Genomic DNA, 12771 nt, shown 5'->3' with positions numbered 1-12771 from the left:
AATTTCTTGTCCCAAGTGGGTCAAAAAGATGGCAGAGGTGGAGCTAACCTATGTCCTTCTTCACTTCATAAGGATGTGAAATTTTTCATCTTCACGCAACCATTCACTTACCTTTTTATTTCCACTCCAATCATGCACTATTTTTTGCAACGGTTTTTTTGTTGCTATATTGTAATCATATATTTTTCCTTTTTTATTAAATAAGACACCAAAAATAGACGTTCTTCCCTTTTTTTCGAGTAATTGGATATTATGAATCCTCAAAGGGGTATCCTGAATGAATTCATATATATTTTCATTACTTCCGTGACAATAAAAAAATCCTAGTTTTTCGGCAACTAGGTTTTCTTTATAACGTTCTATTATATGTTTATAATCTAAATTGGAAGCTTCCAAAAATTCTTTGTACCAATCTTCATTCTTGAACTTTTCATACACTTGTAAAACTTCCAATTTTGTCTGATAAGGAAAAACATCAAGTGTAGAAGTGATCCTGTCTCTTTTTATTTCAATTATATTGTTTGTTTTTATGACCCCATATAACGGTTTATCGTTATAAACAATCCCTTTTGGAACTCGAACTTCATCACCCAACTCTTTATAATCAGGCTTTTCTGTCCTCCCCCCCTTGGATGTTATTCTCACTGCAAAAACACTATTGTTTTTCTTGTTATATCCTAATACCATTGCAGGTCTTGGTTTGTGATGATCTTTATTCTTTGAAAAAAAGTCATAATACCTAATTAAATCTCCCGACTTATAGTAATGTCTAAAACTCATAGTCCACCTTCTTTACTGATGTTCCATCGAGTTTAACCAATCTTCATAATCTTCATCTTCAATAACATACTGATCAACTAGGTAAATCATATCAATGCCACGCATTTTATTTTTTTCTTTGAGAACCTCTAATGCTTTTTCAACATAGTGCAACAAATCTTCGTCTATAAGCATTTCTTCTTGTATTTGTTTTGCTGTTTTTCCTTCTATCGAATAATTTTTCAAGAAATCTAAAGAACGAGTGTACTCTAAATATGCATCTTTGCTTGAAAAATCATTTCTTGTTTTCAACACATAAATCCCCCTTTTAAAAAAAGAGTATATCACTTTATTTTAGCAACCTTTCTATAATTCAGCAATTCATCTTCTTGCTACAGACACAACATTATTCGTACTTAAATTCTCTTCGCCACGAACATTTTTGTATTTATAATCAAAATCAATGATGATTGTTTCTCCGAATGGTCGCTTACCATGAACCGGCACTCCTGAATCGTTTTTAAACGTTATAGTATATCCTTTGTCATTCAAGTTTCGCACTATATTGTTCACCTTATCGGTCACTCCGCCTTCTTCCTTTACTATGGAAGTAACCTCTGTAGTAATTTTCATAAAAGCGTGTTGATGCACGCTTCCTATACCTACTTGTAAAAATATAGGTACAATAAATGCGATAAAAATCGCCATTGAAAAGATAGCCCCTTTTATCTCACTCAATGATTTTTACCCCCCTTTACAAATGTTGGTTAACAAAACTCTCAATAAATTCATTCATATTTCTAAAGAAACTTTCTTCATCTTCTACATGTACTTCATAAGAGAACACCTTATTTTTTCCAACATTTTGTGTAACTACTGATGCACCACAAAAAACAAATACTGGAACAACTTTTGCTACGAAGAACGCCCTTTTAAGTTTATTTACATCAACGTCTAATTTATTTTCTAACAACTCTACTAATGAACCATTGTAAAAGTTGACAGTAGATTTTCCATCTTCTAAGAAATAAAAGTTTGCTATCGTTTTCATTTTAAAATCCCCCATTTACTCTCCTAATTGATTTATAGCTAAATGCCTTTCAGAAGTGGCTTTTACTTCTCCTTTTTCATTAACATATTGAATCCGAAATTGAACACTTCTAATTTCCTTATCAACGTTAGTTACTTGTCCATTTTTATCAAAGAAAACATAGTCAAAATGAATATCATAAGGATGATTTTTTTGTACAGAAACTATTTTCGCTGTCAAATTCGCTATCAATTCATCTTTATCAAAAAACTGCTCATTGACTTTTCCATTTTCATTCATTTCACTTCTTATTGTTCCAGCACTTATCGTATCTGCTAACACTTCAATATCTGTTACAGTGTTTGTATTTATGTTTTGTATTGATGAAGCATAGGCAATCCCTAAAACAAGTGCTATTACTAAAATGGATGCAAATATCCATTTTAACGGTGACATCATACTCGTACCACCCCTTTTTCACGCCGAACTAATGCACATAAAAAAGGCTATCCATTCAATAACCTTTAATAAATGTGATTAATTCAAATTTTAATAACTAAACTATCGAAAAAATTCTTTCCCCCGTGCCATTTTCTTATCTCGCTTTTCAAAAGCTGAAAGTGTTTCAAGAAACTTTCTTTTAAATTCTCTATCATTTCTCCTTAAAAAGTCGTATAGATTTTTCACATAAGGGGGTTCCGCTTGATTAGGGTAATCAAATTGACGATACTCTAAATCTAATGCCTTTATCACATTTGTTACATTTTTAAATTCTCTGTCGAGATTATCAGGAAAAGCTCCGACTATCTGTTTTCCTCTCAACAATTGCTCATTTTCCAGAATAAACTCTGTAATTTCAGCACAACGATTTCCTCTATTGTTTTCTAATGCAACAACTCCTACATTTGAATCAATCGCCTTAAAAGATACTGCATCCAATCGTGAATTGCAGATTACAACTGTTTCTGCATCATGTTCTACATCTATTAGATCACGGCTGTTTTGGTTAAAAGATTGTTTTACTTGGTGAAATTTTTCCTTGAAGCCAACTCTATTCTCGTTTAATAATTCGTTGGAATCGGTTATCCCATTGGGATATAAGAATATCTGATAATGGAAAATATCATTTTCTTCTAACGCTGTCATTATTTCAGCATTTGCCCTCCAACCAGCAACATCATCATCCATTGCCAAAACAATGTCCTTGTCTTGAAATAATCGTTTCTTTCGACTAATAAAATCTTTAATATTTCTCGTTTTAGCACTACCTGTCAATGCGATAAACCCCACACTAGGATCAATTTCTCTAAAACTTAATCCATCCAATACTGCTTCTGTTATAACGAGTGTTTTAGATTGGTTAGGTAGAGAAATAAAAAAATCCCTCGTTTCTTTTGAAGGATTTACAATTAATTGTATTTCTTTAGGTTCAATATTCGGTTCAATGCTGGAACGCAATAATATTCGATCAACATTATTGTCTTGCCCATATACTGGAAACACTAAATTCCGTTTACACATCCATTCATTTTTTGAATAATCTTTACCAAGTAAAGGCTCCATCTTACTAAACAAAAAAGCCACAAATTTTTCATTTTTAAAATCGACAATAAACTCTTTGGCAATATCTTTTGATATGCCACGATAACCATTATCGAGTGCTTCGCTCTCGAAATATTTTTGAACATGCTTAAATACTTTATTTGTCCAATTTAATGCTTCAACTTGTTTTTCCGTTAATTCAGGATATTCTTCATGTATTTTCTGTTTTTTATATGAAGCTTCGCTTACTTTTTCCTTGAATTGCAATATCATCCTTTCACCACAGAAGTTTTCACGGTTGCATTGAATAAAATTTAGATTGTTTTTATAAATAAAAGCTTCATTTCTTTGACATTCAGGACATGTACATAAAAAATAACGCCCTTTATCTTGAGCGTTAAGTTCATTGAGTGCATCCTCTATCGTTTTAAACGTTAATTTCTTCTGCGCTTTCCAACTCTTCCTCATCATCAACCATTCCCTTATCAATGTTCGAGTCTTTCGGAAGTGTTTCTTCTTTTCTCTTCTCAATTACTTCAAAGAAATTCTTAACAACAGGGCTAAAAATTAATGATTTTACCATGTCATCATTTTTAATCGCAAAACCACCAAAAAGTATATCATCGTATTTTTCATAAAATGACTGGATTAACTCATTGCTCAATCGGTAAGCTTCATCGAAACTTTGCGTTTTTGCAAAAGTAGAAAATAAATAGTCCTGCATTTCTTGAAAAGGTTCATACCTTGGATAAATAGCCCGAATCCTAGATTTTGGAACAGATTCATAATGCGCTATCAGATAGTTTTTAAATCTATTAAAGTTCTCATCGTTCCCTAACCAAGTAATGACTCTTACCCTTAAAAAGTCAGACCAACTACCTTCATATTCTTCATGATCCTGCTCTGATAATTCGTCATATGTTTGTTTAACTATGATTTGAAAGGACTCTTTTATAGAACCCATAATCACCTCTAATTCTGAATAAAATCCAGAAGATATATTTACGAAAATCCCATCAAACAAATCTTTTAGTCTCTCAAGCCTTAACAACAAAGGAAAGGGATCATTTTTGGGATTCCCCATATATTGGTCAAACCGGATAACAAAGGCTTTAAATTCCCTGTGTACCATTAACTCTCGTTCTTTAGAAGCATATTCGTTAATCTTATTGATATATTTATTTTTAAGATCTTCTTCCCACTCTTTATGCTCCAATATCGTTTGTTTTAACTGTTCTTCCAAGGATTGGCCGTTTTCAAATCGAACGGATGAGATAATCAACTGTTTCCCATCGACCCAACACTCAAACCCCTTTGGACTGGACACCCTCTTTTCATTTGTTAATCGAACCTTTATTTTTTCAACAATGGATTCAGCTTCACTCAAATAATAGTTTCTAGTTTCGTCTATTTCATTAAACACTTCACCATCATCAATAAAACGGATCATTAACTCTCTCACAGACACACCCCCTTTAAATTAAAAAGCCAAACTTTCAGCCTTGATGACTTATACCCTCTTTAACTGATTTTCTTTTTAACCTAAAATATCTCTTACGCCCCTCCACTTTCGTTTCACACCAATCTTTATTCCAGTGTGCTTGTAGGGTAGCCATAACTGATGGTTTTGGATTAGAGTAGTGAGTTTGAACCTGTTCTAAGATTTCATCTACTGTCATCCAACCTTCATTACTACGACGGAACCTTAAACAATCTTTTATGTTGTCAATCGTAATCGAGTATTCAGTAACACCCTCGCCACTTTTTACTCCACCAGTCGTAAGACGATGATGAGGTAAAACATAATCTCTTAATGACCTGCTGGGTTTATGCCTTTTTCCCCAGGAATGTACATATGCACAATTTTCATCAATATAAATGACCCCTATACCGTCTTGTTTTAGGTATCTAGTTGCCACTCTATTTCCATTTGTTTTGGGCTTTGGGATAGCAATAAACACATAGTCGGCTAATCCTATTGCGTTCTGGGCTTGTTCAATCAGCTTCCAAGTAAGTTTTCTTTTCATCTCAACAACAATGCCATATGAGTTGCCAAGACCAACTACATCGAAGTTTGCTACTTCAGCATAGACTTTACAGTACATTTTTTCTTCCAGTAGCTTTTTAACAGGCTCAAACAAATCTCTTTCTTTCATCGAACCACCCCTCTACAACACCCCTGTTCAATATCGTTTTAGAATAGCTATCATTTCATCGGATTAATTTAAATCTCTTTAAAATCCATTTTTTTCGCTAACCACTCCAACTTTATTTTAAGAAGGAAATTAGATAAATGAGTAGTTTTTTTTCCATGCAAAAGATTAAATAAATCGAATCCTCCAACTAATACAATGATTAATGACAAAAGAGCAATTCCTATAGAAATCAAATAAGCTATAAAATAACCAGCTAAATTTAAATATTCCATTAATACACCTCTCCCTATCTTTCACCCTAATCTCGGTTCTCTGCCGTTTCTTCTAACCGCAGTGGAAAAAAATTAATAATTGTTACATTATTCACCTTATATTCCTCTTCTATTAGTTTTTGTAAACTCCCCACTTGATTAACATTAATAATATAATCGCTCATGATTACTTCCGCATTACCCATACCTCTTGAATGGTAATAAGATACAAAATATACTATGTCATTTCCCTGCATATCTTCTTGAATTATATCTTCTTGAATTGTTTTATCAATGCTATTTGTTTGATTACTCATCAAAATCCACCTCATTAAATTAATAATTATAATTAAAAAGAGAGTGATATAAAGTGGAACCCACTTCATATCACCCTCACCAATCTTAGAAACCTACTACTCTACCGCCCAACCATGATACGAGATATGTTGCTAAATAAACAATTCCAAATCCAATAGCAACGTTAATCATCCACCCCGTATACATTTCCTTTTTTTGTGGGTCTTTTGCAAAAGTCCACAATAATCCAATAACAACAAGAATTAAGCCTGCCAAAACAGGTGCGACAGGCTTAATTCCGTTCGTGATATTTGTAATTGTCCTGATGACCTCATTCATCCATTAATCACCCCTCTCTTGCTAATTCACTAATTTTTTTCATATTTTCAACATTAAAATCATTTATAAGTTCCTGATGTTTCTCGTGTAGCCATTCAAAGTAGGAAATTCCCTTACCTTCCAAAATGCTCTTCGCCAACTTTTCAAATTCACGGAATTGCGAAGGTTTACTATTAGTAACCTTTCGTTTTTTCACTTGAACTTGTTCCGAATTCAACCATTTTCACCCCTTTAATAAAAAAAGGTGCTAATTTGTTACTTAGCACCTCCCCAATTCATACCTGAACCACTAAAGACACTATCCACCATGTTGCTAAAACCATTGCTAATCTTCGTCATAATTGGATCGAATACACCTGTTGCAAATGCAACAAATATCCCAAAGATGATTAAGACAACAAGTATCAATGTGATTGCTCCTTTATGGCTATCCAATGTCTTTCACCCCCTTTTAAAGAAAATCCCCTTTCTAAAAGTTCACTTTTAGAAAGGGTTTTTCAAAAACAAAATGACTTCTCGGGAACGACAGGAGTTGAACCTGCCTTAAATCCACAATTCCCATAAAAAAAGAGCCTAACTATTTTAGTTAGACTCAAAACGATTACTTGATAACGTCATAAATATTTTCTTGTCATAAAAAGCAAATGGCTATCTATCAATCAGAACCCTTCAATAGCTTCCCTAATCTTATTAAAAAAGTCTAAATCAGCAACTCGAAATTGATGCAACTTTTGTTTGGGTCTTTCCTTAATTGAATTTACGATGCCCTCTTTTTCCGTGTGCTTAATTACAATAGAATGAACATCACGTTCTGAAAAATCACTTATTTTTGATTCTGATTGTTCAATTAACCAAGCGTCATCGTGACCTGAACCAAATAAATAATGTTCAAACGAAAATTTCTGACCATATTCCCAATTAACATCATTTAAGCCAATGTTTTTCAAGAATATATGGTTTGTGTAAACCTCATTCGGCTTTAGTTCTGATGCTGGATCGATAGGAACATAATATCTTTGTAATTTTTCTATATTATCTAACCCTTCCCCGTTGATCCCGATGATTTCATCCTTAAAATCATAACTTGTATGTTTGAAATAATCCCTAGCCATTTTATCTTTGGTTAATTGTACAGCAAGTTTTTCTGTAGGTTTTGTATCGTTATGCACAAAGTGTCTGTTAAGCTGGTATGCGTAAGGGAACACGGTAACAAAACCTGTTCTTTTCGCCACAAAGAAATAATCGCTGACAAAATCCATATCATAAACACGATCGCCCCCCTGAATACCTCTATCTCGCATTTCACTTTGTTGCAAGAAGAACGCATATTTTCCCAAATCACTTCGTTCCGTACTATTTTTCAAATCCTCTTTCAAACTTTCATCGACATCCACAGGATAATAATGCCCATGAATGTTTCCCTTTTGTAGCACGGTAAAACCATTTTTCTTATGATTGCCTGATGGCACATGTACAAAATACCTCAAGGAATCAGGCTTAACATTTAAAGCAGATTGTGTTTTCAACTCATATGTGGGCTTCATGAGATTATCTAATTTTTCAAAACGCTCATAATAGTTCTCTTTCTCCCTTGTAGCTTCAGTAAATGAATCACTACGCCCCACTAAGAGTCTTTCGTTTAATATTTGAACAATATTTTCTTTTTTAATTGTCTCACCATGCCGGTGATCCATTTTTAATTGTAAAATGTTAGCTTGATTACCTCGCTTTATTAAATTTTCGCTAGTCGGCTTAACATTAATTACTTCAATGGAATTCGTATGATTTTGATGAACCCAAATGTCACTTCCTGTTCCATTAATTTTTCCTCTATACCATATGTTGTCTCCTACTGTTTCGGTTAAATTAACATGGAACTCTTCTCCCTTATACCTTGAAAGATCATGCACTTGTTGCTTTGTCCACCCCCACGCTCTAGTATAAGAGTTTCCATTACCGTTGAGGGTAATAACCTTTTTTAGTCTATCCATGCCGAAATGAGTATACGTCATTAAATCATTTTCTTTAACCCATCCAATTGCTTTTTCTGGGAACATTTCAGCACTTGCACCATTCGACAGGCGGTAATACACATCATTACCTCTTACAGCTTTTTCTTTAATAAAATACGTATATCCATAGCTGTCTCCTGCCTTAACTCCTGTTTTATCTGTAGGTTCATTATAAATAATCACATTCTCATTAACTATCCTACCTAAACGACTGGTTGTATAATATGAGAAGCCACCTTCGCTTTCAGATAGTTTGAATTTTTTTCCATATGGAGCTTGCCATGCCGGAACAATTTTGTCTCGTTTCCACTCCACACAATCATTTCCGATTTTTTCAGAACAGAAATAACTTACATCAAAATGATTGGTATACTCATACTCAAAATCATATTCCATATTTTTATTTTTAAAATCGGAAGCCTTAGCAATTAGAGCGATTGGGTCAGTTGACGATTCTTTACGTGTATCCAAATTTAATGTGTGTTTTTCATTTCTTGTAGCATAATGAGTGCCCGTTATCGTATAGTTACTTTCGGCATATAACTTACTTTTTTCATTCACATTCTCCTTACGCAATTCCCAAAACGATTGACCTTCTGCATGTCCATGAGTATTTCTTCCACCACCCACTTCAACCACACGTGAAGGGTCAGGTAGGACAGGTTTATAATAGATATTGATTGTTTGTTTTCTCAATTTTCTGCCATCAGACAATACTTCTTCTGTTCCTCTTAAATTATTGAATTTTACAGAATCAGTAACAGCAACATAAGGATAACCAAAAGTATTTTTGAAATGCCCACGTGGTTTAGGGTTAACCGTATAAGGATCATTGTATTGCGCTATTGATTGTTCAGTAGCAAGCACTTCACCAGTACCTTTATCAATATGATTTATAACTACATCTACATATGCCTGATAAGTAAATGTAACTGTAAAATTGCCCGTTATTCTATTTCTTGTAATTGTTTGACTAGTTCTCGAAGGATCAGCAACATAACTAAAATTCCTGCTTTTTATTTCCTTGCCATTTTGATCAATTAAATTACCTTTTGTTTTTGGTCTTAAAGTATAATTATTAGCACTATTATAAGGAGCTTTTAGTCTCTCTGTACGCACTATCGTAGCAGTCCTTGAATCTTTATGATGCACAGTAACGTCTACCTGTGTTTTTTTCCATGACAGTGTAGCAATATTTCCTCCAAATTGAAGATATGCTGAACTAGCATATCTAGTAGATGGATTCTCATTAGGAACTTTCAAACCATGCCAAACTGTTGTACCAGCACTTTCACTTTGATGAATCCACTGATAAGTTTCCCCTTCATCAAAATACCCTACCCCGCCAATACCTGTTTCGGCACTTCTAGGTTTAGTTCTTTTGATGACCTTTGGGTTTGTCATTGTCATCCATCTTAAATCACTACCACTTGTTAATGTTAGTTGACCATCATTCCAATCCACTCCTCCTTTTTCAAAAGGTAAAATTAGTTCATCATAAACTAATCTAGTACCTCCTTCCATACCCTTAACCGCTTTGATGATATAAAATTCCCAAACTTCATTACCTTGTTTAAACAATTCTGCTAATGGAATATATGCACGAAATCCAACCCACTTATATTCCATATTACACTCTTCACGATTCCTTTTAAGAGAATCTTGCCCAGTGTTTGGACACTTATTTCTAATTGATCCAGTATTAGACTGTTTATTCCACTCTAAATCCTTGCCAGCATTTAAATTAGTAAGGCGAGTTTTAAAAACCCTCCTATCACTCCTGTCTGTTTTATTTATCACACCAATATAGGTAGCGGTGTTATGCACATCATGGTGGTAATAACCATCAATCGCCGCCCATCCATCAAAGGTGAAAAAATCCTCTCCACCTGACTTAGTTATTTGCCAACCTTGCTTAAAGTCATGATCTGTACTTCCCTCATAAACGTCATAAAAGAAACGGTTTCCTTTATCAACACTATACAGTCTCTTAGGGAATTTACCTCCCCTATCAATATCGCCTTTCTCCCAAGCCGTTTTAACAGATGGACTCACATCGGTCGCCCATGTTTTTGCACCACCCGCATTTTTACTTGGTCTATAACCGCCATCTGCCCATGTAGCGTTACCATCACGCAATTGAATGGAAGGATGTGCATTTGCACTGACTTTCGATTCTCCAAAAAAGAAACTAACTCCCATGGCAAAAATGACGAAACTATATAATATCATTCTCACTTTCACAGTCTCCAATCACACTTCTCCTTTCCTTATGTAATAAAAAGAAAAACTCCCTAACCGTGTAGGAAGTTTTAGCATTTTTTGACCAAGTAAATTTAAAGTTATCCAATTTAAGATTTTTTCACATTACCAATATAACATGTTTTTTTAGCAAAAAAGTCTCTATAGTGTATCTAAATAGTATCCTAACAGTATCACGAAAGTATCATAAAAGTATCATTCCGACCAAGCAAAAAGACTAACCCCTAAAGGTTAGCCCTAATATTGTCACTAAATTACTTCTTCTTTTTATAGTAAAGAAATATTCCACCACCTACAATTAGCAAACCAAGACCGATCGCAAGGATAATAAAAGGACTGGTTGCTTTGTTGGAAATATTTTTTTCTATATTATCATCATTAGAAGAAACACTAGCAGGTGCATCTTTATCATCCTTTTTTAAAGATTCGTCATGTAACTTTTCAGCTTCTAACTTAGATATTTCTTGCTTAACTTCTTTTCCATCCTCATCTTCAAAGATTGCAAAATGTTTGTTTCCCTCTTTACTAATTACTGCATTTTTATCTTTTAATTCCGCTACAGAAAGATTTTTTGAACTTTGTTTATCATCTTTATGTGAATCTTTTACTTTTTTATCTGTACTATTTGTACTATTATTTGTTTTTTGAGCAGATATTGAATTTGTTGAATTTTTATTTGGGCTAGCCGGACTGCCATTACTTCCTCTACTATCGTTGTCATTACTTTTCTTCTGGTTAGTATTAGTAGACTTTTCAACCCCTTGCTTGTGTTGTTGGGCAGGTTGAGTCGGCTTTGATTGTTGCGGTTTTGGTTGTGTCGGTTTTGCTTCTACAGGTTTCGGTTGCGACTTTGGTTGTGTCGGTTTTGGCTTTGACTCCACTGGTTTTGATTCCACCGGCTTCGGTGCTGGGGTCGGCTTTGGTGCTGGTTTTGGTTGCGGTGTAGGTTTTGGTTCTGCCGGCTTTGGTGTAGGTTGCGGTTTTGGTTGTGCCGGCTTTGGTTGCGGCGCAGGCGCAGGTTCAGATTTTTTAGGGATAACTGTAACACTTAAATCAAATTCACCATTAACGGAAGAGTATCTTACGACTTCTCCATTACTTACTGGCTTAGAGACAGCACCTACTACCATAGCCTTCCCACTAGGGGTTACATATCCGACGACATACCCTTTACAAGCACCTGTGGCATCTGCTTCATTACCTACGACATGTCTATTAGCATCAATTGTTATTGAACAATTACCTACACCATTTGCTTTAACATCATTATGTGGCAATATCAAGCCCAACGATATTGCTATTACAGCTATACTCCCTAACACCTTTTTAAACATGATTAATCCTCCCCTTTTTAATCATCGTTTTTAGTGTCTATTATCCTTGTATCGAAAGACTATAAATAGTTTCATAGTTATAGTTAAACCTTATGTATGTGCTTTATGAATAAGGGAGAGAGCTAGTTATACTAGCTCTGTTTTCTTCGGTATAAGAAGAATCCCCCTCCTGTCAACACTAGCACTGCTCCTATTAGCATCATGTTATAGAAGTTTGTAGCCGTATTTGGCAAAGGTTTACCCTCTTTTTCATCATATTGGGACTTTACATTTGTCTGTTCAGACGCTTCATTTTCAACGCTATTTGTTGTTTTTGGCAAAGTTTCTGTTTTGAACTTTGACGCAGGTTGTTCGCTTACTTTAGTTCCCAGTTCTTCTACTGGTTTAACAACAAATTGGCGTTCAGTAGGATTTTCGGGTTTTAGCATCATGTTATAGATGCTTGTACCAACATTTGGCAAAGGTTTACCCTCTTTTCTATCATCTTTGACATTTGCCTGTTCAGATACTTTACTTGTTAGCAAAGTCTCCCCTTTGAACTTAGACCCAGGTTTTCCGCTTACTTTAGCTCCTTGTTCTTGTTCAGGCTTTTTCATTGGTTTTTCAGCTTTAGAAGGTTGTTTAGGATTTTCCACTGGTTTTTCAGGTTTAGCAGGTTGTTCAGGTTTCTCTACTGGTTTTTCAGGTTCAGCAGGTTGTTCAGGTTTCTCTACCGGCTTTTCCGGTTCAGCAGGTTGTTCAGGTTTCTCTACCGGCTTTTCCGGTTCAGCAGGTTGTTCAGGTTTCTCT

The 12771-nt window shown here is 34.6% G+C and carries 16 protein-coding genes; all 16 read right to left on the bottom strand.

Translation table 11 applies throughout. From position 1 onward, the window contains the following. Positions 1 to 60 precede the first annotated feature (60 nt). Positions 61 to 780 (bottom strand): hypothetical protein, encoded by a 720-nt coding sequence (locus tag FS666_RS16805; protein WP_144463434.1) that lies wholly within the window; start codon positions 778 to 780, stop codon positions 61 to 63. A 12-nt stretch (positions 781 to 792) separates the two neighbouring features. After that, positions 793 to 1071, bottom strand: coding sequence for a hypothetical protein (locus FS666_RS16800; protein WP_144463433.1), 279 nt, complete (start codon positions 1069 to 1071; stop codon positions 793 to 795). Between the two features lie 69 nt (positions 1072 to 1140). Further along, positions 1141 to 1497 carry a hypothetical protein gene (locus tag FS666_RS16795; RefSeq protein WP_144463432.1) on the bottom strand — a complete coding sequence of 119 codons (357 nt, stop codon included), beginning with the start codon at positions 1495 to 1497 and terminating at the stop codon, positions 1141 to 1143. Positions 1498 to 1513: 16 nt separating this feature from the next. Next, positions 1514 to 1810 (bottom strand): hypothetical protein, encoded by a 297-nt coding sequence (locus FS666_RS16790; protein WP_144463431.1) that lies wholly within the window; start codon positions 1808 to 1810, stop codon positions 1514 to 1516. A 15-nt stretch (positions 1811 to 1825) separates the two neighbouring features. Continuing rightward, the gene (locus tag FS666_RS16785) at positions 1826 to 2248 is read right to left on the bottom strand and encodes a hypothetical protein (RefSeq protein ID WP_144463430.1); all 423 of its coding nucleotides are present in this window, start codon (positions 2246 to 2248) and stop codon (positions 1826 to 1828) included. A gap of 102 nt (positions 2249 to 2350) precedes the next feature. Next, on the bottom strand, positions 2351 to 3802 hold the full coding sequence (locus FS666_RS16780; RefSeq protein ID WP_244943942.1) for a toprim domain-containing protein: 1452 nt from the start codon (positions 3800 to 3802) through the stop codon (positions 2351 to 2353). Then, positions 3759 to 4793 (bottom strand): hypothetical protein, encoded by a 1035-nt coding sequence (locus tag FS666_RS16775; RefSeq protein WP_144463429.1) that lies wholly within the window; start codon positions 4791 to 4793, stop codon positions 3759 to 3761. The genes FS666_RS16780 and FS666_RS16775 overlap by 44 nt, the downstream gene beginning before the upstream one ends. A gap of 34 nt (positions 4794 to 4827) precedes the next feature. After that, a complete protein-coding gene (locus FS666_RS16770) occupies positions 4828 to 5487 on the bottom strand; it encodes a hypothetical protein (protein WP_144463428.1) in 660 nt (219 codons plus the stop codon). Positions 5488 to 5555: 68 nt separating this feature from the next. Then, positions 5556 to 5759, bottom strand: a complete 204-nt coding sequence (locus FS666_RS16765) for a hypothetical protein (protein ID WP_144463427.1) — start codon at positions 5757 to 5759, stop codon at positions 5556 to 5558. Between the two features lie 26 nt (positions 5760 to 5785). Next, positions 5786 to 6055, bottom strand: coding sequence for a hypothetical protein (locus tag FS666_RS16760; protein ID WP_144463426.1), 270 nt, complete (start codon positions 6053 to 6055; stop codon positions 5786 to 5788). Positions 6056 to 6140: 85 nt separating this feature from the next. Next, positions 6141 to 6374, bottom strand: coding sequence for a pilin (locus FS666_RS16755; RefSeq protein ID WP_144463425.1), 234 nt, complete (start codon positions 6372 to 6374; stop codon positions 6141 to 6143). Positions 6375 to 6381: 7 nt separating this feature from the next. Beyond that, positions 6382 to 6591: a hypothetical protein gene (locus FS666_RS16750; RefSeq protein ID WP_214285613.1), complete on the bottom strand. Its 210-nt coding sequence runs from the start codon at positions 6589 to 6591 to the stop codon at positions 6382 to 6384. Between the two features lie 38 nt (positions 6592 to 6629). After that, on the bottom strand, positions 6630 to 6809 hold the full coding sequence (locus FS666_RS16745) for a hypothetical protein (RefSeq protein WP_144463424.1): 180 nt from the start codon (positions 6807 to 6809) through the stop codon (positions 6630 to 6632). Positions 6810 to 7033: 224 nt separating this feature from the next. Continuing rightward, the gene (locus FS666_RS16740) at positions 7034 to 10639 is read right to left on the bottom strand and encodes a hypothetical protein (protein WP_144463423.1); all 3606 of its coding nucleotides are present in this window, start codon (positions 10637 to 10639) and stop codon (positions 7034 to 7036) included. A 263-nt stretch (positions 10640 to 10902) separates the two neighbouring features. Next, on the bottom strand, positions 10903 to 11982 hold the full coding sequence (locus FS666_RS20515) for a hypothetical protein (protein WP_144463422.1): 1080 nt from the start codon (positions 11980 to 11982) through the stop codon (positions 10903 to 10905). Between the two features lie 131 nt (positions 11983 to 12113). Further along, the coding region (locus FS666_RS20510) for an LPXTG cell wall anchor domain-containing protein (protein ID WP_186314323.1) at positions 12114 to 12771 on the bottom strand (658 nt) is incomplete at its 5' end.

This window comes from Siminovitchia fortis (genome assembly GCF_007681465.1).
In the GTDB taxonomy this organism is placed as follows: Bacteria; Bacillota; Bacilli; order Bacillales; family Bacillaceae_C; genus Siminovitchia; species Siminovitchia fortis.
The sequence above is the reverse complement of the archived record's forward strand: the minus strand, read 5'-3'. Positions and strand labels throughout refer to the sequence as shown.

Bases quoted from the DNA above. Each gene is read 5' to 3' on its own strand.
- FS666_RS16760 (WP_144463426.1), bottom strand. From the start codon at position 6,055: ATGAGTAATCAAACAAATAGCATTGATAAAACAATTCAAGAAGATATA.
- FS666_RS16765 (WP_144463427.1), bottom strand. From the start codon at position 5,759: ATGGAATATTTAAATTTAGCTGGTTATTTTATAGCTTATTTGATTTCT.
- FS666_RS16755 (WP_144463425.1), bottom strand. From the start codon at position 6,374: ATGAATGAGGTCATCAGGACAATTACAAATATCACGAACGGAATTAAG.
- FS666_RS16770 (WP_144463428.1), bottom strand. From the start codon at position 5,487: ATGAAAGAAAGAGATTTGTTTGAGCCTGTTAAAAAGCTACTGGAAGAA.
- FS666_RS16790 (WP_144463431.1), bottom strand. From the start codon at position 1,810: ATGAAAACGATAGCAAACTTTTATTTCTTAGAAGATGGAAAATCTACT.
- FS666_RS16805 (WP_144463434.1), bottom strand. From the start codon at position 780: ATGAGTTTTAGACATTACTATAAGTCGGGAGATTTAATTAGGTATTAT.
- FS666_RS16785 (WP_144463430.1), bottom strand. From the start codon at position 2,248: ATGATGTCACCGTTAAAATGGATATTTGCATCCATTTTAGTAATAGCA.
- FS666_RS20515 (WP_144463422.1), bottom strand. From the start codon at position 11,982: ATGTTTAAAAAGGTGTTAGGGAGTATAGCTGTAATAGCAATATCGTTG.
- FS666_RS16780 (WP_244943942.1), bottom strand. From the start codon at position 3,802: ATGATGAGGAAGAGTTGGAAAGCGCAGAAGAAATTAACGTTTAAAACG.